Genomic DNA, 22,227 nt, shown 5'->3' with positions numbered 1-22,227 from the left:
AAGAGAGTAGGTTAAGCATTGGAAGAAGGGGTAATCGGGTCGGCGGGGGGCATCACGGGCGTGGCCCCGTTCACCGGTTTCAGGTGTGGCCCGGCCTTTCCGATGATGGCGTTGACCGATTCGGCCAGTTCCAGCCAGGTGTCGTTCAGTGCTTCCAGCGAGTTTCGTCCCAGTTCGGTGAGCACGTAGTATTTTCGGGGTGGCCCCGAGGTGGATTCCACCCATTTGTAATCCAGCAGTCCGGCATTTTTAAGCCGGGTCAGCAGCGGGTAGAGCGTTCCTTCAACCACCATGATCCGGGCCGAAGTCAGCTCATCCAGCATGTCGGACGCATAGATCTCCCCCCGCGATATGATGTGCAGTATGCAGAACTCCAGAATTCCTTTCCGCATCTGCACCTGAGCATTTTCAATATTCATTGGTGTACGGATTTCGTTAATATCATGAAACAAAGGTAGTATAAGGTACTTTGCAATGCAAGGTACCTTTATAAAAACTATTTGTTTTTGGGGACAGTGGTCGGAAACCAGGGATGAACGGTAATAGTTACTGTTGATACACGCACTTATTCCAGCTTATGCTTGAGTTTCTTGTCGTAGCCTCTTTCGTTGGCTATATCATTTACCTTCGCTACTATGCCGATCAGCGTACTGAAGCCGAAAAAGAGGTCGATCGATTGCACGAAGGCGTTACGTTGTTCGACAATCAGCAGTACGGTGAGGCCATCAGGTATTTCACCCGCGATATTCAGACGAAAGCAAAATCGCCGGTTGCTTTTCTGTACCGGGCCCGCTGCTACCGGGCCCAGGGAGATATTACGTCTGCTCTGTCGGATCTGAATACCGGTAAAAGTTACGATGATACCATTACGGGGCTGCATCTGGAGAGCGGTAAAATCCATTTCAGCCAGCAGAGTTACGATAAAGCGTTCAACGATTTCGATAAAGCCGTTTTTTACTCGCAGGGTACCCAGGCGGAACCCTTTCGCTGGCGCAGTAAGACCCGGCAGCATCTCAACCACCCGGAAGAGGCCCGGCAGGATCTGACCCGTGCCGAGCAGATCGAAGCGGCACAGGCCGCTCAGCAAAACGTTGTCCCGGTTGGTCGCCGGTCTTTTTTTGATCGTCAGTTTACCCTGAATGCCGGACTGGTCCTGCTGTCGGGGATTATCCTGCTGATCATCATCAAAGCCAGTTCCGTCATTCACTGGCCGTATTTATGGGCGGCCAGTTCGGCCATGGGTATTGGCTTTCTCGAACCACGCAAGGGCTGGTCGCTGGCTATCCTGCAGACGTTTGTCCTGCTGATCGGGTATTACGTCGTGCTGGGAGGCAATCAGGAGAGCATTCACCGGGACGTGCAGGCGTTTAGTCTGTTCGGCTCCATCGGGCTCACCTTCGTAGGCAGTTTCATTGGCAGTATGCTCCGCAAAACCCAGGCGTAGATCCGTTAATTCTGGACCATCCGCCGAGTTTACTGTGGTGTCAGGCTTGTTAACATCAGCCGCGTCAGTTTAGTCTGAACGCGGCTTTTTTGTGCGCCATACGCTCAGGTTCAGAAGCTTTGTAGTGTTTGGAATTTACCGTTCTCTCAGCGCTCCGACCGTTTGCTCAACAGTAGACCAATGCACTACGTAATTTCTGTACCATTGTTCCGCCTACCATCAATTGACTGGCCAGCAGTCAGTTACCTGGCAACGAACAAAAAATTATTCAGTAAACCCAACCCATAAATGTAATCGTTCATGAAAACACAGAAAGTAGCGGAGCCACACGGTGAGCAACGATCCGGCCCCATTGCGGGAACAGCCCTGATTACAGGGCCCACGTTTGTCAACAAGGGGTTGCAGTACGCCGAAGTCGACGGTCTGGCGATCTTCGAAGGCGACATTATCCTCGGCCCCATCGACGAAATCAAGGCGCAGGCCGACAACGGTATTGTGCTGCAGTCCATCGGCATCACCAGCCCAAACGGTACGCAGTTCCGCTGGGCCAATGCGACCATTCCGTACGAGATTGCCCCCGGTCTGCCTAACCAGCAGCGGGTCACCGACGCTATTGCCCACTGGGAAGCCAACACCCGGATTCGGTTCGTGTTACGTACGGCTTCTAACGCCAGCCAGTTCCCGGACTATGTCCGTTACCAGAGTGGCGGGGGCTGCTCGTCGCAGGTAGGGCGCCGGGGTGGCATGCAGATCATTACGCTGGGCGATAGTTGCAGCACCGGCAACGCCATCCACGAAACCGGCCATACGGTTGGTCTCTGGCACGAACAAAGCCGCGAAGACCGGAATTCGTTTGTGCAGATCGTCTGGGCAAATATTGACCCGTCCATGCAGCACAACTTCGACCAGCACATTGCCGATGGCGACGATCTGGGCGCGTACGACTACGGCTCGATCATGCACTACCCGGCTAATGCCTTTTCCATCAACGGACAGGCCACCATTATTCCCCTACAGACAATCCCGGCGGGCGTTGTGATGGGGCAGCGTAGTGGTCTGTCGGCGGGCGACATTAACGGCGTGCATTTGATGTACCCTCGCCCCTCCGTCACGATCAAAGAAGTTGGTAAAGATCCCATTCAGGACCCGGTCACCATCAAGGAGATACGGAAAGACCCGATTCGCGATCCGGTTGTTACGATCAAGGAAGTTCGCAAAGACCTTATTCAGGACCCGATTACAATCAAAGAAGTAGGGCGCGATCCCATTGGCGGTACGCTGGTCGAGCAGATTACCCAGCCGGGAATCGGTCAGGTTGTCCTCCCGGGTCAGTTGTCGGGTACGCTTAATCCGGCCGCTTCCCCGTTCATTCTGGCCGGACCAAGCCGGGTCAACGTGGGCGACGGAACACCCGTCGATCTGAGCACGCAGTTGTCCCTGCAGGCACAGGAACTGCTGACGGCCATCAGCCAATCCGAACAGCAGCACGCCCAGCTCGTAGCCGCTTACGACGCAACGGTGCAGGCGCTGAACGACACCCAACCGGGAACGATGTAGCCGGTATTATTTCCAATCCTTAACTAACAGACGGATGATTTTAGTCATATCGTATCCCGATGAAGAGCATACAGGTGCTGTCGTGCAGCGTCTTACCGAGCAGGGGCATGAGGTAACGCTGGTCGATCTCGCTGATTTTCCCGCCCGAAAAAGCATGACGTTCACCTGGTCGGTGAACGGCGAACCGGCCTATTACGTCGATGGTACTGATGGCCCGATTGATCTGCGGCAGGCAACGGTGGGCTGGTGGCGCCGGGTTACGCCCTTCACCGTCGATGATGCGGTGAGCGCTGCCATGCGCCCTTTTGTCCTCAGCGAAACGGGGCAGGCTATCAACGGCATTCTGGACGCCCTCCCCTGCCGCTGGGTGAATCCGCGTGCCGCCGACGATGCCGCCCACCACAAACCCTACCAATGGGCCGTTGCGCAGCAGGTTGGACTCAAAATGCCCCGTACGGTGGTCACAAACCAACCCGAAGAAGCCCGGTCCTTTATCAATACGGTTGGCGTGGGCAAAACCGTGTTCAAGGCGTTTCTGGCCAGCTTCGAAGATTGGCGCGAAACCCGGCTGATTGAGCAGGAAGACGTTGACCGGCTGGAGCTGGTACGGTTTGCGCCGGTCATTTTTCAGGAGTACATCAAAGGCGTTGACCTGCGAATCACCGTAATTGGCGACCAGCTTTTTGCCGCCGAGATCGACGCCCGGAAAACGTCGTACCCCGTCGACATGCGGATGGTTGTTGGCGAATCGGTTGTCAGGGCGGTTGAGTTGCCGATCAAACTGAAGCAGCAACTCCTCGCGTTACAGCGTCGGCTCGGTCTGGATTACGGCGCTATTGACATGCGACGTACTGACGCGGGCGAATATTTTTTCCTGGAAGTCAACCCAGCGGGGCAATGGTTATTTGCGGAACAGCATACGGGCCTGCCCATTACGCAGGCAATGGCCGATTACCTGGCGGCTTTTGACCGGGTTACGGTACCGAATCAACGCGCTTATGAACCTGCTTACCGGTAATATTCTGCTTCCGACCAATACGCCAAGGCGTACGGCAACGGTGGTACGCATCGAGATTCGGGACGTTTCCCGGCTCGATGCCCCATCGATACGTATCGCCCAGGAGCTCATTGCAGGGGTACCGCTGGTTCCTGGCGAATTGATCCCGTTTAGTATATCTGTACCCAACTGGGATGCCGCTACGAGCCTGGCGCTGTGGGTTCACGTTAGTCTGGATGGTAGCCGCCAGCCGAAGCCGGGCGATTTATTATCGACCAGTCGAAACTCGATCACCCCGATTTCAGTCAAGCAGCCCATGCAGGTAACGGTACAGGCAATCTGACCGGCTAGCCAAGCTAACCAATAGACAAACTACTACTAACCAGTTAGTTAATATCCGATAAAGTTTTTGTCTCCGGCTTGATGAGATGCGTACATTTAACGAATCTCACCGTCCGTCATGTACCGTATCATTCTTGGATTTCTTTGCCTGACCGGCTGTTTTCGCCAGCTTTCGGCGCAGCCATTGCCCACCGGCAATGAGTGGATCAACTACAAACAGGCGTATGTCAAGATTCCCGTTGCCCAGAACGGGATCTACCGAATCACTCCAGCCGAGCTTAACCGGGTGGGTCTTCCCATCACTACCATCGACCCGACAACGATTCAACTTTTTCACCGGGGTGTCGAACAGGCCATTTATGTAGACGGTGAAACCGACCATCGCTTCGACACAACCGATTTTCTGGAATTTTACGGCCAAGCCAACGACGGTGCTCCTGACTCATTACTCTACCGTCCCACCACCGCCCAGCCGCATCCGTATTACAGCCTGTTCAACGACACAACAGCCTATTTTCTGACCTGGCGGCTGGATGGTAGGCCCGGCCGGCGCATGGCGACGTATTGGGATACGGATTATGCCAAACTCACCCCCGAACCGTACTATTGGGCTGATGAGTTACGGTTGTTCACCGATACGTATCCGGGTTATGGGGCGGGGATTCCGCCCAAAATTGAGTACAGCCATTACGAAGCGGGCGAGGGATACACCGGCGTTATTCAGCAGAAAGACAAGCCGTTTTCAAACCGGTTTACGTTGACGAATGCCGTCCGCGATGGTCCCAGCCCCCAGCTTGACCTCCTGCTGGTCGGCCGGGATTACACTCCTCATCTGGTTGAGTGCTTGACCGGGACCAACTCGCCACGGCAGTTGGGCTCCGTGACGTTCGCCCGCTACGACAATGCCCGTCTGACTGCCAGCGTCCCCTGGAACAACGTAGCAGTTGATGGTGGCCTGACGATTTCGACCGTGTCGCGGGGCGATAGCCTGGCCACTACGGATCGATATTCCGTTTCTTACCTCCGGCTGCAATACCCGCAACAGTTCAATGCCAATAATGAGACAATACGTCTGTTCCACCTGGCTCCTAACTCTAGTGGGCGCTCCCGACTGGATCTCGTCAACGTTCCGACGAGCGCTCAATTCTGGGATGTTTCTAACCCTGACAATCCTGTCCGCGTGGGAACAAGCCGCGTTTCGCCGGATACCACGCGACTCATACTCCGCGATACGCGAACAGCCCGAACGCTGCTGATGGTAAGTCAGTACGTGAGCGTTCCGGCAATTCGGCCCGTTCGTTTTGTCGACTGGTCCAGCCGCCGTCCCACGTATGTCATCGTCACGCACGAAACCCTTCGTCAACCGACCAACACCACTGCCGACCCCGTTCAGGATTACGCTGCGTACCGGGCGTCGACCGCGGGTGGCGGATTCGATACGTTGACGGTGACGATGCAGCAGCTCATCGACCAGTACAGCTATGGTGAACGGCATCCGCTGGCCATCAGGCGGTTTATGACTCAGTTAGTCCAGCAGAGCAACAACGCCAGCAAACAGCCTCAATACCTGCTCCTACTAGGGCGAAGTCGCAGTACGCCCGGCATTCGGCGCGATTCCCGGCAAGCCACGCTCGATCTGGTGATGACCTACGGTTTTCCCGGCTCCGATGTGCCATTCACGAGCGGTCTGGGCAATGCTCCCAACGACGTACCGGCGGTACCCACCGGCCGCGTGAACGCGGGTACCCCGCAGGACGTCGTGAATTACCTGAATAAGGTGAAGGAATACGAGTCGCAACCAGCCGGTTTGTGGCGAAAAAACGTGCTGCACCTGAGCGGTGGGACTACGCCGGGCGAGGCTGCCGTCTTTCGCTCGCTGGTCGACGCCTATCGGGAGAAAATTAGTATGTATAGCCTGGGGGGCCACATCACTACCCTGACCAAGCAGACAGACAATCTTGTCGAAGCAATTAACGTAGCGCAGCCCGTCAACGAAGGGGTTGGGTTGATGACCTTTTTCGGGCATTCGGGGCTGGACGTAACCGATCTGGACATTGGTTTCTGCTCCAACGACGCACTGGGATACCGTAATAAAGGACGATATCCGCTGCTGCTGATAAACGGGTGCGCCATTGGCAATTTCTTTTTTGGCCGTCCAACGCTCACCACCGACTGGGTTTTGACGCCGGATCGGGGGGCTATTGCCGCCATCGCCCACAGTCACCTCGGCTACGTCGATTACCTGAATCGGTACAGCAGTACGTTCTATGACCTGCTATCGGACAGTACGCAACTGGCTAAATCTATTGGGCAGCTGCAGCAGGAAACCATCCGCCGAACACTCCGTCACGATTCCACCGGCTGGAATCTGGCCAATTGTCAGCAAATGGTCTTGCAGGGCGACCCGGCCATTCGGCTTTTCCCATTTCAAACGCCCGATTACGCCGTAACAGCCCGTGGGATAACGATTACGGATAGCGATAATCACCCGCTCACGACCGAAAGCGATTTGGTACGGCTGCGCGTTGTGGTGCAGAATACCGGTCTGTATCGGCCGGGGCAGTTGCCTATTCAGGTCCGTCGGTCGACGAATGGGCAGGAGACTGGCGTGTTCACGACGATATGGCCCAGAACGGTTGCCTACAGCGATACGCTTAGTCTGATTTTCCCCAACCAGCACGATGCCACCGGGCTGAATCAGTTTACGGTAACCGTAAATCCGGGCGATCTGCAAACGACAGCGCAATCGCCGGAAGCCAATCGATCCAACAATTTGGCAACGATCGAAATAACGTTGGCAAGTCCGCGCCCAACGCTGATCTATCCGCCTTTGGGCGGGAGGATCAGTCAACCCAATATTCGGCTAACGGCGCAGTATGCCGGCGATGCTCTACACCCGTTTGTGCTGGAACTGGATAGTACGAACCAGTTTTCAAGTCCGTTCAGGCAGGTTCAGCGTCTGACGGCCAGTGGCCTCATCACGTATCAGGCCCATCTGCCACCCCGCTCCAATCAGACGTATTTCTGGCGGGTTCGTCGGGCTGATTTGTCCAGTGACTCAACCGCCTGGTCGACCGGATCGTTTGTCTATGTACCTGGTAGTCAGCCCAGCGCGTCCCCAGAGGGCTCTCTCCCCGAGGATTATCTTCCCGAGGGGCAACTGTGGTTAACGGGTTCGTTACCATCGGCTGTTGAGCAGGGCGATATAGTCACTATTCCGGCCCAGTTTACGAACCTCAGCCCTGCCCTGTTTTCTGATTCCCTGCTCGTGCGCCAGACGGTTTACGCCAGTAGTTTGGCCAGTCCGCAGGTAACCCAGTGGCGCATGGCAGCACCGATGCCGAACGATACCATACGTTTCGTTAGTCGTCTGCCAACCGAGAAATTACCGGGTCTGAACCGCGTCGTGATCACCGTGAATCCCCGCCTGCAGGCCGAGTATTCGTTTTTGAACAACACGCTTGATCTGGCGCTACCCGTACAACCCGACCGCCTGGGTCCCCTGCTTGAAGTGGCGGTTGATGGGGCACGTATCGACAACGATGCCGTTGTGTCGGCCTGGCCAGCGATTGATATTCTGGTCGCCGACAACAATCGGTCGCTTATCCGGCGGGATACGGTAGGATTATCGCTGTTTTTACTACGTCCCGGCGCATCCCGACCAGAGCGACTCAGTTGGCGGAATGCGCAGATTCTATCCGGATCTGATGATGCTATCTTTCGAATTCGCTATCCATCAAAGGTCCTTTTGGAAGGCACGTATCAGCTGCTGGTTACGGCCAGCGACGTAGTGGGTAATCTGGCCGCGCCTTACCAGGTCAGCTTTCGGGTTGTTAGGGAACAGCGACTAAATAGTCTTGTGGCTTACCCTAATCCGTTTCGCGAACAGGTACTTCTTTCCTGTCAGCTAACCGGCGAGCAGGCACCCGACAAACTATCGGTATCAATCTGCGACCTGACCGGTACGCCTATTCGGCACTGGACTGTCCAGCCCCGAATCGGGCGTAACGAATGGCCCTGGGACGGCCGAACCGACGCGGGGCATCCAGCCCCGGCAGGCGCGTATGTCTACCGGCTGATGATTGACCACGTTTCTCCATCCTGGTCTGGCTCTACCGAGTGGAGCGGGCGTTTACTACTCCTCCGATGACCCTACCGACTTTTTATACAACGCCGTGGGAAACCCAGTACGTGCCGGCTTTAACCGGACTGCGGGCGCTAGCGGCTTACAGCGTCTTTTTACACCACTATAATCCGGCCCCGACCGGTACGTTCGCGTATTATCTCTTCCAGCAGGGCTACATTGGCGTTACTGTCTTTTTTGTGCTGAGTGGCTTTCTGATGTATCACCGCTACGCCGGGTCGTACGTAAACGGGCAAGGCTGGTCCTGGCGTGCATATCTGCAACAGCGCTTCGCCCGGCTCATGCCGCTTTACTTATTCCTGCTGGTGGCTATGATCGGGGGACAGTATGTGGCAGGGAAGCCAATGGATTTGCCGAAACAAGTACTGAATCTGACGCTCTTGAAGGGATTTTTCAACGAGAGTAAATTCAGCGGCATCGCCCAGAGCTGGAGTTTGACGGTTGAGTGGACGTTCTATTTGCTGGCCCCCTGGCTGTTCACTGCCCTGCATCGCTGGGGACTTATTCGGCTTACCGTTATCCTGCTGAGCGTGGGGCTGTTGCTGTGGGCAACAGTAGGTCAGTCAGCCGGTCACGGCTTATTTGCTACGTTACCTTTTGTCCTGTTTTATACGTTTTTCGGGCGAGCGTTCGAGTTTCTGATCGGTATGCAGCTGGCCCGGAACTGGCGCTCGAATCAGATAGCAACCAGTAAGTACGCCCTGGCGATCAGCTTAATTCTGATTAGTAGTTGCGTTGTCTGGCAGGCGTGTGTTTACACCGTTTTTGCGGACAATTCGGCCAGGCTCTTAAGCGAGTTCGTTACGTATAATCTCCTGCTGCCCGTAGGTATTGTGTCTCTACTGCTAAGCTTGTTGCGGGAGAACTCTATTTTTTCGCGAGTACTGGCAAGTCCGGTTTTTCAGGCACTGGGTCGCAGTTCGTACGCTTTCTACCTAATTCATGTTGGCGTGGTCAGTCGGGCACTACTCCGGACGGGGCTTTTCGCCAACACCTGGCTACTGTTCGGCGCGTTAGTCCTCCTGGCACACGGCTTGTACAGCTGGATTGAGCGACCGCTGCACCGCTGGTTAGCGCTCAACCAGCTTCAGGCTAGTCCCAGCATTCCATGATGAGCAGATCGCCGGTTCTGGCTGCAATACGGACGAACCCATCCTCCGCGACTTCGTTGCTGCTACTCGTTCGGTAGCCAAGCGTCAGGCTCTCGTCGTGCAGGTTATAGGTCAGTCCTTCTGTCACCACACCTTCAACGGTCCCGACCGGAATGAGGGAGATGGGCGTTTGGGCCGCGTACCATTTCTCAAACCGACCAACCAGCGGAAATACTTTCGAGTAATCATCCAGGATCACCATACGGATCTGATCCTTGTAGCGGACAATATCCGTTAGGTTCGCAATAGTATGATCCGCCCGACGGCCAGTGGCCCAGACAATATTTACCGCTGGATAACCGCGCTCAATCAGGTACTCGATGCCCTTGTGTAAATCGGTCTTATTCTGATCGGGTGCGTGCACGACGTCAAGCGGGTATTGCTGCGCCCGGATCGTATCTAAATCCAGATTCCGGTCAAAATCACCGAGCAGTACGTCGACTTTGATACCCAGCTCAAGTACCCGCCATATAGCGCTGTCGAGCACGACGACCGTTGGACTCCATTCGAGCAACTGCCCCAATAGTTCCGGCTGGCAGGCTTCGCCATTGGCAATCAGCAACGCCGGTTCCTGTTTCTCGCGAATAACGTGATGGGAGGACATAAAAGAGGGGAGGAAAGGGGGGAAGGAGGAGAGGGAGGAAAGAAAACGAGTGTAAAATTCACGTCTGTGCGTCAGCATCCCTTCCTCCCTATCCTCCTTTTTTTAATAATGAACCTTATTTTCTAAAATGATCCACTCCTTAAAGACCGCGTCGGCTTCGTCGCGCAGGAGCTGCTGCATGGGAATGTGGCGATGCTCACGGGATTTGTCGAGTTCTTCGTAAATGAACTGATCATCGAAACCGGCACCGGCCGCGTCGGAGTGGTAAGCGCCGTATACGATCCGGTCGGGACGCGCCCAGTAGATGGCCCCCAGACACATGGGGCAAGGCTCGCAGGACGCATACAGGGTACAACCCGTCAGCTGAAAGGCGCCGATCGTCTGGCAGGCATCCCGGATGGCGACTATTTCCGCGTGCGCCGTTGGGTCATTGGTCGACGTCACCTGGTTGCACCCTTTTCCAATTATTTCACCATCTCGGACAATGATAGCCCCAAATGGACCACCCTGTCCGGTCAGCATCCCCTCACGGGCCAGTTCGATGGCTGCGCGCAAAAACTGTTCGTCCTGATTATTCATTCACTTCCGTTATTGCTGTTGTCTGAATGACAGCAAAGTATTCGTTAATGGCTTCCTTAGCCGCGTTGTTTTTCTGCAAAGTAGGAGGAGCAAGCTGGTCTCGCAAGCCTACGTATAGCCGGATCACCTCGACTAGACTGGCTAGCAATGAGTTACGTTCTGGCATGGCTACCGTTTTTTTAAGATTGGCCAGGTCGTTGGCACTAATTGTCGTCTCTACCCGTCGTACTCCCCGCGGCAGGTTTCCGTTTTTCAGGTGCAGCAGCGGACCAATTACCACATTTCGCACGAAGGCAATGAAATCCAGCGCTTCAAAATACTCCCCCCGCCCAACTTTGAGCAGCGCGTAGTGTATCCAGATCCAGAAACGATCTTCCATACCCTGATAATCAAAGGTCGGGTATGAAGCCATCGACTGACTCAGGACAGCACTCAGCTGTTGATCACGCTCCCAGAGAATGACCGGATCTTCAACCCGGTGGTAAAACTCGGCCAGCGTCAGAAATTTGATATCGACGTGCAGCAGGGGATCAGCGTAGAGGGCAATCAACAAACGAGGTTCGCCCACGTGATCGCCCCGAAACGACGCCAGCATGGTTCCTATGCGGGCTGCCCAGGCTCGCATCGACTCGAGGTCAGGAGCAACGGGGTTAGTAGTAACCAGCACCAGATCAAGGTCTGAGTAGGCGTCGATGTCACCTGATATCCAGGAACCACCAGCCGCCAGTCCAATCGCTTCCGCGTCCTGTTGAATGATATGAATGGCCTGATCGATGACTGTCTGAAAGGGTTGTAAAACTGCCTGCATAGCTCGTTGCGATTAGTAAATTATCGCAGAACCGCTCCGCTTATCGATTAGTTCGGCCAATGGCTCATTTAATCGGCAGCACAATGCCCACTCCCGACGGCGTCACCTCCAGGAGCTGCTGTTCCTGTTTGTCGCCCCGGTTTTTGAAAATAAGGTAGTTCACCAGATCAAACGCCAGTAAGAAACCGCCCTGTATCAGTACCGACTTACCGTAACCACGCAGTTGATCGGCTTTGTCGGCATGAGTTTTAGCGCGCTCCATCAGGTAAGCCCCGCCGGCCAGATAGGCTACGTCCAGGCCAGCGTTGAGCAACAGCACCTGCTTCATGTTTTCGTGCTGCCGGACAGCCTGACTCAGCGTTTCACCGCCGGCATTCTGCCTGCGTGACCCCAGCAAACCGACGCCGGCAATACCCAGGTTCACCAGATTCCAGTAGACGTTCATCCGGTGGAAGTATTTTGTCTCGCCCGTGGTCTGCCCGGCGCCAATGGCACCAACGGCAATGTTCGCCAGGGCATAGCCCCCCAGCGCCAGCCCCAGCGTTTTTTGATGGCGGATGCGCTGCTCACTAAAGCGCTGCAATTCCGGGCTGGGTGTTACGCGCTGCGCCGAAGCGGATGCCCCCAGTAAAACCGATCCGGCCGCCAGTGCCAGTTGTCGAAGTCTGTTCATCGTTTCTGTTTCTGCTATGAACGCGAATCCCCGGCCGTTGTTTGGGTTAGAATAGCATCCCGCCCCGCGGGGTCATTACTATTCGTCAATTCCCGCAGATCGGGCACTGTCAGAAGTTGTGTGTCGTTCATACGTAACAACGTCCGGGGAGACTGCACCCCCTGTGCTACAGCCTTCTGCATGACCGGCCAGAACGCGGGTTCATAAATACCCAGCAGCGGCTCGGGTAAGCGGCCATCCGAATCATAAAAAACGGTAGCCAGCTTCGCCGGATTTCGTCCGTCGATCAGGGCATCCAGCGATCGATTTGTCAGCAGGGGCATATCACAGGCCACCACCAGCCAGGCGGCATCCGGTTCGTGCTGTAAGGCCGACAAAATTCCGTTCAGGGGCGTTGGTACGTCAAACGCGTCGACAACGAGCGGCTGCGTTGTTCCCGCTAGAGCAGCGGCCTGATCGGTGTTGACCGACCAGAACACCTGCGTGCAGTAGGGACGTAACAGATCGGTCAGGTGCTCACGCTGGGGTTTGCCGTGGTAATTCAACTGCGATTTGTCTTCTCCCATGCGCGTACTTCGTCCTCCGGCCAGCACCAGGCCATTGAGCTTAGTCACGTTTGAAATCTCGTTTGCCGCCGGTTTTCTCCATCAGTTTCGTTTCCCGGATCACGATGTCGTGCGAGAGGGCTTTGCACATGTCGTAGATCGTCAACGCAGCAACCGATGCCCCCACCAGCGCTTCCATCTCCACGCCCGTTTTACCTTCGGTCGAAACGGTGCAGTCGATCACAGCCTCATCATCTTCGGTAGTGATGGTGATGGTACAGTTATCCAGGCCCAGCGAATGACAAAGCGGAATCAGGTCGTCGGTTCGTTTGGCGGCCATCGTACCGGCAATGATCGCGGTTTGAAAGACGGGGCCTTTTTTCGTCTGAATATCAGTGCCGGTCAGGTGCTGCATAATGTCGGGGCCAAGCGTCACCAGCGATCGGGCACGGGCCGTCCGGCGGGAAACAATTTTAGCACCAACGTCGACCATGCCGGGATTTCCGTCGGGCGTAATATGCGATAAGGTATTCATCGGGTATGTTTTTTTGGGCAGGATGCCGTTTTTTGTGGTTGTCTTTGCTCTTCTCCAACAAAGTTAACCGTAAGTAATCATATGCTTCCCGTTGCCGATGCCTTTGCCCTAACCCAACAGCACTTGCTCACCTTACCCGCCGAGACCGTTTCTATTGACGAAGCGGACGGCCGTGTCCTGCGTGAAGCGGTACTGGCGGATCGCGATTTTCCGCCCTTTGATCGGGTAGCAATGGATGGCATTGCTATTCGTTACGCAGATTATCAAAACGGACAGCGTACATTTCGGGTTTCAGGCACTCAGTTTGCGGGGCAGCCACAGCAAACGCTATCTGATGAAAACACGTGCCTGGAAGTCATGACGGGCTCGATGCTGCCGCAGGGAGCCGATACCATTATCCGTTACGAAGACGTAACAATAGCCGACGGGCAGGCAACAATTACTATCGAGGACGTAACAAAGGGCCAGCATCTGCATTTTCGGGCTACCGACCGCCGGGCCGGTGATACGTTATTGCCAGTTGGAACCCGGTTAGGTCCTGCCGAACTGGCCGTAGCCGCATCCGTTGGCCAGGCGACACTCACGGTAACCACTCAGCCCCGCGTAGCGCTGATTTCCACGGGAGACGAATTGGTTGACGTTGCCGACACACCCCTGCCCTACCAGATTCGTCGGTCGAATACGTACATGCTTCGGGCGGCTCTGGCTTCGCTGGGCATACACGCTACGTTGCATCATATCGTTGACAATGAAACAACCATGACCGATCGACTGGCTGCCCTGCTGGCCGACAACGACGTCTTGGTTTTGAGCGGGGGTGTTTCGGCCGGGAAAGCCGATTTTGTACCCAGTGTACTAGCCCGGCTGGGCGTTCAGCAGCAGTTTCACCAGATCAAGCAGCGCCCTGGCAAACCACTCTTGTTTGGTACTACAGCCGACAAAACGGTGGCCGTCAAAGCGGTGGCCGCCAAAGCGGTTTTTGGTTTACCGGGTAACCCCGTATCGACGGTACTGTGTGCGTACCGATACGTACTGCCTTATCTGAAAGCCTGCCTGGGAATTCCGACACCGCCAGTGCGATACGCCCAATTGGCCCAGTCCGTTACGTTCCAGCCGCCGGTCACGTATTTTGTTCCCGTGTGGCTCGAATCGGCATCTGATGGTCGGTTGCTGGCGCATCCGTTACCTGGCTCCGGCTCGGCTGACTTTGCGAACCTGCTCGACGCCGATGCATTCATGGAGCTACCCGCCAGCCAGTCCTCCTTCGAGCAGGGTACCGCTTTCCCGATCTGGTCAACGCGGGGCTAATCCTTATTTCAGCACCGGTTTCCGAATTGGGGGCACGTGACTCATTCCCGAGCGCTGACGGGTATGCTTCGGCGTTGGCTTCTTTTTCCGTTTTCCCCACCAGACCAAAAATCCGGTGACGGGTAACGTAGCCGTCAGCAGGGCAACGACTAGGGCAATGAGCTTCGTTGGCCAGCCCAACAGACTACCGGTATGAATGGGAAAAATGAGCCGACGAGCCTTAAAGCCCTTCGTTTCCTGATCGTACAGCCGCTGACTGATTAGGTGAGTCGTCCGGGCGTCGAAGTACAGGAAATCGACAATGTTACTGATCGCAGCCTCGTCGTTCGCTTTGGACACCGTGATTGCCTGATCTTTCTTTTCGGGAAACGTAATCAGGATCTTTCCCGAATGCGGTAATTGGCGGTTCGTTTGCGCGTAGATATTTTCCAGCGGATACCCCTGATGCGCACCGGGACGGGATAGGTTAGCCGGTGCTTCCCGTTTTTGCTGGGGTTTCCCGTCGAGCGCGTAGAACAGTAGGTTGTTCACCCACTTGTAACTCCAGACCAGCCCGGTCAGGGCAATCAGAAACACGAACGGAAGGACGTAAAAGCCCAGCACGGCGTGCAGATCCCAGTTGAGTCGCTTAAAAGACGCATCCCATTTAACCCGAAACCGCTGCGCCTTATTTTTTCGATTTGGCCACCACATGACCAGCCCCGACACCATAATAAGCAGGAATGCACTGCACGATAAGCCTGTGATGATCTTACCCGTATCGCCCAGACACAGGTAACGGTGCAGCCGCAACACCACCGAGAAAAAGGCGTCCTCTTCCTGCCGCGAATCAACGACGTTTCCCGTGTAGGGATCAAGCGCCACAGCCAGGATGTCTTTTGGTTTCTTACTCTGGCGAAACTCGACGACAACGGTTCGATCCGGACCTGGCTCAACAATGATCCGGCTGATTTCCTTCTTACCGACCTGTTGCGTAGCCGTGTTAACTAACTGATCGATAGGCACCCGACGCTGATGGTCCGGTACCGATACCGCATGAAAACCGGAATCGATTAGTGGCTCCAGCTCGTGCTCGAAAACGAGGAGCGAGCCGGTTAGGGCCACAATAAAAACGACCAGGCCAGAAGCCAGGCCCAGCCACAAATGCAGCTGGGCCAGAACAGATTTGACAGTTAGTTTCACCAGATCAGTTGATTACACTCGTTTGTGCTATGCTTAAAACACGTAGGAGACGGTTGCCATGAAGTTTCGGGGGGCGCCCGGAAACAACCGCAGATAATCGTAGCCGCCTACCCAATACGTCTTGTTTGCCAGGTTGTTAAGGTTAACCTGGAACTGAAACTTATCAATTTTATAATATACAGCCGCGTTGAGGAGCGTATAGCCCGGAATCGTCTGCGCGTTGTTGAGCGACAGGTTACGTTCTGTCACAAAGTTGCCCCCCAGGCCAAGGCCTAATCCATTGAGCATCGGCGAAACGAAGGTATACTTTGTCCAGAAGCTCCCCTGCTGCTTAGGCGCGTTGGGTTTTTGCAGGTTAACCAATACCTGATCGGCGGCCCGGACTCCCCCATCCGTGATTTTCGCGTCATTGTAACTGTACGCAACAATGATGTTCCAGTTTGGCAGGATGCTACCCGTAGCGTCCACTTCCACACCTTTCGCCTGTTCCTGCCCGATCTGCCGCATCAGGTTTGGATTATCGGCGGCATTCGCTGAATAAAGCGTGTTGCGCTGAATGATGTTGTACACAGCTAAATTGGCGGTCAGCCGACCGTTGAACCACTCCGTTTTCAAACCAGCTTCGGTCAGGCTGCTCTCGATGGGGTCAAAGGGGCCTCCCGACAGGGGATCGCTCTGCACCGTCGCATCCTGCGGGTTATATCCTTTGGTATAGGTACCGTAGATGTTGACGTTGTTCGTCAGCGTATAGACCGCGCCAATCCGGGGCAGTAGCGCGTGTTGAATGACGTTTGTTTCATTGTTGGTGGTGTAGCCCTTCTTGTCAACGTAGGTGTCGTACCGCAGGCCAAGCAGCAGCTGCAATCGATCGAATTTAGCCTGCTCCTGTAGGTAGAGTCCATGCAACTGATACATCACCGGCGTGGTAGACGCGTTCGCGACAACGTTATACGTGTACTTCGTCGGGTCTTCCAGCTGGTTGTTCTGAAGGGCTAGGTCGTAAGACGGTACGTTGGGCTTGGGAATGCTGCGTACTATCCCATTTGGCGCGGTGTAATTGTAGAATACGTATCGTTCGGGGGTTTTGGGGTTATACGCAGTGGCTCCGCCCGCTTTGAGCAAATACCCATTGGCCGTTTGCTGTCCCGATCCTTTGGGAGTCGACGACTGGATGTAGTCGTAGCCCGCCACGAATTTGTGTTCCACCCGCCCCGTCGCAAAATTATGATTCAGGAACAGAGACACATTATCCATGAATGACTTGGTCTGCCGGACAAACACCTGCCGGGCAACCAGATTATCGATAGCCCGTCCGGCCGAATCAATCGCGTTGACATTGCTGCTCCGGTGTTCGAGCAGATTTTCGGTGTAGCCCGTACGCAGATAAGCCAGGTTAATCGCCGTGTTGTTGCCTAACTGATGGTTGAAGGAAGTCGTAATCAAGTAGGTTTCTTCGTTCAGGTAGTCGTTGATAGCGTTGAGCGACGTAGCAATTGAGCTAGAGTACAGGTCATTACCAGCAACCGACTGGCCCCGGTCGAGTCGACTGTTCGACTTGTTATAGACAAGGTCGAAGTTGATCCGCGTGCGGCTGGTCGGCAGGAACGACACCGAAGGGGCAATGACGATATTCTTGTCAAACTGTAGGTTCCGGAATGACTGCGCGTTGACGTAGCCCACGTTGATGCGGTAAAGCAAGGTTTTTTCTTCGTTCATCGGTCCGGTGAAATCTGCCAGCGCCCGCAACGTATTGAAGCTCCCCGTCGTAAACTGCAGTGATTTTTGCGGGGTTGTCAACGGTTTCTTCGTTACCCGGTTGATGGTCCCTCCCGGCGAAGTGTTCCCGTACAGCGCCGAAGCGGCTCCTTTCACCACTTCAACCCGTTCCAGGTAATTGACGGGCGGCTGCTTCCAGAAGCCCGAAAACGTGCGTAATCCGTTGAACAACTGCGTTGTGCTGCCGCCGTTCATCCGGAATCCCCGGATGGTCAGATCGTCGTAAAACGTAAATTGGTTGACCCCGCTCATATTCTTGACCACGTCGCCGACCGTAAAGGCCGCTTGGTCGCGAATCAGCTCTTTCGTTACGTAGGCAACCGCCTGGGGTACTTCCTTCAATGGCGTTGCAGTCTTGCTGGCAATGAATGACTGATCATTCTTGTAGGTCGTTTCGCGCCGGCCAATAATCTCAACGGTCTGGAGCTGCTGGGCGGTCTCCCGTAAGGTCAGTTCCAGGGTCAGTATAGCATTATCCGTTACGGTAGCGGAACGCTCGATTGCCTGGTAGCCCACGCCCGACACAACAAGCTGATATTTTTCGGCCGCTAAGCCCGACAGAAAGAACTCGCCGGAAGCATTCGTCATGGCCCCCCGAGTGGTTCCTTTTATTGAAATGTGGATGGACTCAAGCGGGTCCTCAGTCTCGTTCGTTACGTGTCCTTTTATTCCTCCAGTCTGCGCCAACGAGCACAAACTGACCAACATACATAGTATTGTAAACGGTAACCTCATAAACTAGCTTCGCTTCAGGTGGTAGTAAAATCGACGCAAAGTTTGTCTTATTTAGATTAATTTCAAATAGACAAGTAGAAGAATTAGTAGCACCAGTCACCTAGTTGACCTGCTGGAAAGGTCCGCATTTCCCCTGCTGTGAACTGTTCGTTTCCGGTTTAGTACTCTTTTGTTATCGTATTTTCAGTACTTTCCTGCCAGACTCTTTTTCCTTTAACTCGTTATGTCCAGTACCGCCCCCATTACCGACTCGGAGCGTGCGTATGCGCTCGACTTGCTACGAGAATGCCGGCAACGCCTGCACCAGCTTCTGGCGAACGTTTCGTCAGAGCAGGAGATCTACAAGCCTGGTCCGGATCGCTGGTCCATTGCCGACTGCGTTGAGCATATTACCCTGGTCGAAACGGGCCTGGCTCACGCTCTTCAAAGCAGTATCGCTCACCCTGCAGAACCAGCCAGACGCAGCGAAATCAAGGTGTCAGATGTTGACGTGCTCAAAGCGGTACGTAGCCGAACAATGCCAATAACGGCACCCAGCTTTTCGGCGCCGACCGGTCGTTTTGGTGGCAGTGAGGCTGCTTTACAGGCTTTCGATACACAGCGTGACGCCATTTTTGACTTTTTACAAACCGAGTCCGGTGATTTACGGACACATTATTTTGTCCACCGGCTATTCGGAACCCTGGACCTGTATCAGGTCTTGCTGCTCATGGCAGCGCACGTAATACGGCATAGCAAGCAGATCGAAGAAGTAAAAGCTGACGCCGGTTTTCCGCCGGTGTAAACAATAAAAGTGGCTCCGACCAACACCCAGACAGAGTGCAGATCGGAGCCATCTGATTACAACCGCTTATCAGCGTCCGGCAGTTCCGGCTTTCCGGTCGGCTAGATAGGTACTCATTTCGGCTAGAGTCAGGGCGTTGAACGTCATGGCTTTCGTTAAGCCGCCTTTCCGACCAATGGCAACCCCGTAATGCATATCCAGCAAACCGGCCAGATCGTGGGCATCGGGATTGATACTGAGCATAACGCCCTGTTGCATGGCGTAATCAATCCAGCGCCAGTCGATGTCAAGCCGGTACGGGCTGGCGTTTATTTCGATAACGACTTTATGTTCCGCGCAGGCCTCAATAATGGCCCGGTGATCGATTGGGTACCCTTCCCGGGCCAGCAGTAGTCGACCGGTGGGATGACCTAGAATGGTTGTGTATGGGTTTTCGATGGCCCGGAGCAGCCGCGTAGTGGCTTTCTCCTGCGACATGGTCAACGTCTGATGTACGGAGGCCACTACGTAGTCAAACGTAGCTAGCGTTTCGTCGTCATAATCCAGTGAACCATCGCCCAGAATGTCCGATTCAATGCCTTTGAAAATACGGAAGGCATTATCGGTTCCGACCGCACCAAACCCCGCGTTGAGCTGGTCGATCTCCTGTTGCTGCTGCCGAACCCGATCCACGTCCAGCCCATTGGCGTAGGACGCCGTCTTCGAGTGATCGGCGATACCGAAATACGTCAGGCCCAGTTCCCGACAGTAGGCCGCCATAGCCGCTACCGACTGTTTACCATCCGACCAGGTACTGTGGTTATGAAGCGTACCGCGCAGATCCTCCCAGGTCACCAGTTCATCGGCCTGGTGGCGACTGGCCCAGCGAAACGCATAGTCATCTTCGCGCATTTCGGGCACGATGTACGGCAGGCCCGCCCGCTGATAAATAGCCGCTTCGGCGGTATCCGGGCTGTTGTAGGCCGCTTCGAGCAGCGACGCCCCGCCTATTCCGACCTGCTTTAAATGCGCATCGGTGGCCGTATGGATAAACAACTGCCGGTCCATCTGTTCGGCCGGGTAAAACAACAGTTCGACCACTACGTCGAAACCCTCTACCTGCCCCCGCCAGACAAACGGTGACGAATTGAGCTTGTTTTGGGTCAGATTAGGCAGACCGTTCAGAAGTAGCCCGGCCGATACCGGATCGCTGGTCTGAACGAGCAGTTGTACCGTATCGACCTCCTGTGCTTTCCGCCGGACCTGCCCGCTGATCTCGACGCGGTCGAAGTGTTTGGTCAGTTCGTCGTGCAGTAGGTTGGCCAGCATGGCGGCCTTATCCATCCTGACTTTGCCCTGCTGTTCCTGCAGGAATTCCAGCGCAGCCAGGATCTTTTCCTGGGTGTTGGCCCCGAAACCTTTGATTTTGGCAATCTCGCCGTTTTCGCCCGCCCGCTTCAAATCAGACAGATTGTCAATGCCGAGTTCGCGCCAGAGCGTCCTGACTTTTTTGACACCCAGCCCCTTAATCCGGAACATGTCCAGCACGCCCGATGGCGTTATGGACAGCAGGTCATCCAGGTCACTCAGATGCCCGGTCTCGATCATTTCGCGAATTTTTCCGGCAACGGCCTTACCAACACCCGGCAGCTTTACCAGCTCGTTGGCCGGAAGTTGACCAAGATTTTCGGTAGATTTATCGAGATTGAACGCTGCCGTCTGGAAAGCCCGCGTCCGGAATGCATCCTGGTCGTGCAATTCCATAAGCCGGGCCGTCTGTTCCAGCAGGTCAACGATTTCTGAATTGGTCATGTACTACGTAACGTTTATCCTGCAAATTAGACAATCGACCTGATTGTTTTGATCCAACCAGTCGAGAGCTTTTAGGTGATTACGGACTCTATTCTCATTTACAGGAACACTTTTTCTCGTTGCTTGTATACGTAATGGAGTGTAACAGAACCGGGTACGTTGCGACTCCTTATCCAACCTGTATGACTACTATTTTGCACTCATCGGTTAGCGTGGTGCACCTATTAGCGGCTCTACTAGCCATGACTACGGGCACCTATATTTTGTTCACGAGGAAAGGAACGGCTAGACACCGTTTTGTTGGCCGGATCTATATTGTTAGCATGGTGCTGCTGCTGGTAACAGCCTTTCAGATTTATTATCTCTTCGGGCGTTTTGGCATTATTCACTGGGGGGCCGTGGGAAGCGTTAGTACGTTGCTGATGGGCGTGGGAGTTATTGGTTTACGGGCTCATTTTTCATCCTGGCTCCAGTGGCACTACCTCGGCATGGGCGCTTCTGTTACCGGGCTTTACGCGGCTTTCGTCGTTGAGAGTACGTACCGCCTGTTTCAACCTGCCTATTTCTGGTGGATTACGCTGGGGGCGGCAAACGCGGTTTTTGCCATCGGGGCTTTCCTGCTGTACAGGCATTATCCTGACTGGGCATCGCAAACCGCGCAGTCGTTAACTGATGACGAATTTCGTCGGGAGAACCGGGTAGTTGACACGGCGAATCAGGCTATCTATCGGAAAGCCGTTTAAATCCATGAACAGGGACACTACCTTTCGGCCATACTAATCACCAGCGTTCGATTCACCTAAACTTATAATCACCATGGAAACACAACACGATCCCCTATTATGGAAGCAGGCAAAAGAACGCGTTGGCTTCCGCATGCATCTACGCACTTATCTGATCATTAACATCGGGCTCTGGCTAATCTGGGCGGTTACGTTGTTTATGATTCCATCCCGTCCCCGGGTTTACTTCCCCTGGCCCCTGTTTGCGAGCTTCGGCTGGGGTATCGGTCTGGTATCACATTACTTGAGTGTGTACCGGCGGGGTAACCAACGGGATATGGTCGAAGAAGAGTACCAGAAACTTCTGGCCCGGCAGTAAGCGGTTTGAACCAGATAGTGTATGCTCTTTATCACTTAAAGCTAAATTAAGTATTTATCTGCTATAGCAGCCAAAAGCCTTGTGCAATACGCATGAGGCTTTTGGCTTTTTTGAATGTACTAGCTCTATTGCAACCCGCTCTACCTTGTCTTCTTAGTTATACACGGTATA

At 54.5% G+C, this 22,227-nt stretch carries 20 protein-coding genes; 10 read left to right on the top strand and 10 right to left on the bottom strand.

The annotated features are described in order from the left end of the window. Positions 1–11: 11 nt before the first annotated feature. Positions 12–419 (bottom strand): PadR family transcriptional regulator, encoded by a 408-nt coding sequence (locus HU175_RS12125; protein ID WP_176566850.1) that lies wholly within the window; start codon positions 417–419, stop codon positions 12–14. Between the two features lie 158 nt (positions 420–577). On the opposite strand from HU175_RS12125, the gene HU175_RS12120 reads away from it, so the two are divergent. The 6 genes from HU175_RS12120 to HU175_RS12095 all read left to right on the top strand — a co-directional run bounded on the left by HU175_RS12120 (position 578) and on the right by HU175_RS12095 (position 9,596). After that, positions 578–1,444: a tetratricopeptide repeat protein gene (locus HU175_RS12120; protein ID WP_176566849.1), complete on the top strand. Its 867-nt coding sequence runs from the start codon at positions 578–580 to the stop codon at positions 1,442–1,444. Between the two features lie 300 nt (positions 1,445–1,744). Next, positions 1,745–3,001, top strand: coding sequence for a Dot/Icm T4SS effector Zinc-dependent metalloprotease LegP (legP, locus tag HU175_RS12115; RefSeq protein ID WP_176566848.1), 1,257 nt, complete (start codon positions 1,745–1,747; stop codon positions 2,999–3,001). Positions 3,002–3,035: 34 nt separating this feature from the next. Continuing rightward, the gene (locus HU175_RS12110) at positions 3,036–4,019 is read left to right on the top strand and encodes an MvdC/MvdD family ATP grasp protein (protein WP_176566847.1); all 984 of its coding nucleotides are present in this window, start codon (positions 3,036–3,038) and stop codon (positions 4,017–4,019) included. Beyond that, a complete protein-coding gene (locus tag HU175_RS12105; RefSeq protein ID WP_176566846.1) occupies positions 4,000–4,341 on the top strand; it encodes a hypothetical protein in 342 nt (113 codons plus the stop codon). The genes HU175_RS12110 and HU175_RS12105 overlap by 20 nt, the downstream gene beginning before the upstream one ends. A 117-nt stretch (positions 4,342–4,458) precedes the next feature. Continuing rightward, on the top strand, positions 4,459–8,490 hold the full coding sequence (locus HU175_RS12100; RefSeq protein ID WP_176566845.1) for a C25 family cysteine peptidase: 4,032 nt from the start codon (positions 4,459–4,461) through the stop codon (positions 8,488–8,490). After that, positions 8,487–9,596: an acyltransferase family protein gene (locus HU175_RS12095; RefSeq protein ID WP_176566844.1), complete on the top strand. Its 1,110-nt coding sequence runs from the start codon at positions 8,487–8,489 to the stop codon at positions 9,594–9,596. The genes HU175_RS12100 and HU175_RS12095 overlap by 4 nt, the downstream gene beginning before the upstream one ends. Here HU175_RS12095 and HU175_RS12090 read toward each other — a convergent pair. From HU175_RS12090 to moaC, 6 genes are all read right to left on the bottom strand, one after another. Continuing rightward, positions 9,577–10,239: a thiamine diphosphokinase gene (locus tag HU175_RS12090; RefSeq protein ID WP_176566843.1), complete on the bottom strand. Its 663-nt coding sequence runs from the start codon at positions 10,237–10,239 to the stop codon at positions 9,577–9,579. The genes HU175_RS12095 and HU175_RS12090 overlap by 20 nt on opposite strands. Positions 10,240–10,341: 102 nt before the next feature. Further along, positions 10,342–10,818: a nucleoside deaminase gene (locus HU175_RS12085; RefSeq protein WP_176566842.1), complete on the bottom strand. Its 477-nt coding sequence runs from the start codon at positions 10,816–10,818 to the stop codon at positions 10,342–10,344. After that, positions 10,811–11,626 carry a nucleotidyltransferase domain-containing protein gene (locus tag HU175_RS12080; protein WP_176566841.1) on the bottom strand — a complete coding sequence of 272 codons (816 nt, stop codon included), beginning with the start codon at positions 11,624–11,626 and terminating at the stop codon, positions 10,811–10,813. Before HU175_RS12080 ends, HU175_RS12085 begins: the two co-directional genes overlap by 8 nt. A 64-nt stretch (positions 11,627–11,690) precedes the next feature. Next, on the bottom strand, positions 11,691–12,299 hold the full coding sequence (locus HU175_RS12075; RefSeq protein WP_176566840.1) for a DUF6992 family protein: 609 nt from the start codon (positions 12,297–12,299) through the stop codon (positions 11,691–11,693). A gap of 14 nt (positions 12,300–12,313) precedes the next feature. Continuing rightward, positions 12,314–12,913: an NTP transferase domain-containing protein gene (locus tag HU175_RS12070; RefSeq protein WP_176566839.1), complete on the bottom strand. Its 600-nt coding sequence runs from the start codon at positions 12,911–12,913 to the stop codon at positions 12,314–12,316. Further along, complete coding sequence (moaC, locus tag HU175_RS12065; protein WP_176566838.1) at positions 12,906–13,379, bottom strand: cyclic pyranopterin monophosphate synthase MoaC; 474 nt, start codon at positions 13,377–13,379, stop codon at positions 12,906–12,908. Before moaC ends, HU175_RS12070 begins: the two co-directional genes overlap by 8 nt. Positions 13,380–13,460: 81 nt before the next feature. Between moaC and HU175_RS12060 the strand changes: the two genes are divergently transcribed. Further along, complete coding sequence (locus tag HU175_RS12060; protein WP_176566837.1) at positions 13,461–14,687, top strand: molybdopterin molybdotransferase MoeA; 1,227 nt, start codon at positions 13,461–13,463, stop codon at positions 14,685–14,687. A gap of 3 nt (positions 14,688–14,690) precedes the next feature. On the opposite strand, the gene HU175_RS12055 is transcribed toward HU175_RS12060, so the two are convergent. Both HU175_RS12055 and HU175_RS12050 read right to left on the bottom strand, forming a co-directional pair. Further along, on the bottom strand, positions 14,691–15,869 hold the full coding sequence (locus HU175_RS12055) for a PepSY-associated TM helix domain-containing protein (protein WP_176566836.1): 1,179 nt from the start codon (positions 15,867–15,869) through the stop codon (positions 14,691–14,693). Positions 15,870–15,902: 33 nt separating this feature from the next. Further along, positions 15,903–18,353 carry a TonB-dependent receptor gene (locus HU175_RS12050; RefSeq protein WP_228724404.1) on the bottom strand — a complete coding sequence of 817 codons (2,451 nt, stop codon included), beginning with the start codon at positions 18,351–18,353 and terminating at the stop codon, positions 15,903–15,905. A 250-nt stretch (positions 18,354–18,603) separates the two neighbouring features. Between HU175_RS12050 and HU175_RS12045 the strand changes: the two genes are divergently transcribed. Beyond that, the gene (locus HU175_RS12045; protein ID WP_176566834.1) at positions 18,604–19,164 is read left to right on the top strand and encodes a DinB family protein; all 561 of its coding nucleotides are present in this window, start codon (positions 18,604–18,606) and stop codon (positions 19,162–19,164) included. A gap of 69 nt (positions 19,165–19,233) precedes the next feature. Here HU175_RS12045 and HU175_RS12040 read toward each other — a convergent pair whose 3' ends face one another. Further along, positions 19,234–20,955, bottom strand: a complete 1,722-nt coding sequence (locus HU175_RS12040) for a helix-hairpin-helix domain-containing protein (protein WP_176566833.1) — start codon at positions 20,953–20,955, stop codon at positions 19,234–19,236. A 182-nt stretch (positions 20,956–21,137) separates the two neighbouring features. Between HU175_RS12040 and HU175_RS12035 the strand changes: the two genes are divergently transcribed. Both HU175_RS12035 and HU175_RS12030 read left to right on the top strand, forming a co-directional pair. Further along, complete coding sequence (locus HU175_RS12035) at positions 21,138–21,698, top strand: hypothetical protein (protein WP_176566832.1); 561 nt, start codon at positions 21,138–21,140, stop codon at positions 21,696–21,698. A gap of 73 nt (positions 21,699–21,771) precedes the next feature. Beyond that, positions 21,772–22,056 carry a 2TM domain-containing protein gene (locus HU175_RS12030; protein ID WP_176566831.1) on the top strand — a complete coding sequence of 95 codons (285 nt, stop codon included), beginning with the start codon at positions 21,772–21,774 and terminating at the stop codon, positions 22,054–22,056. Positions 22,057–22,227: the final 171 nt, after the last annotated feature.

This window comes from Spirosoma sp. KUDC1026 (assembly GCF_013375035.1).
Taxonomy (GTDB): Bacteria; Bacteroidota; Bacteroidia; order Cytophagales; family Spirosomataceae; genus Spirosoma.
The sequence above is the reverse complement of the archived record's forward strand: the minus strand, read 5'-3'. Positions and strand labels throughout refer to the sequence as shown.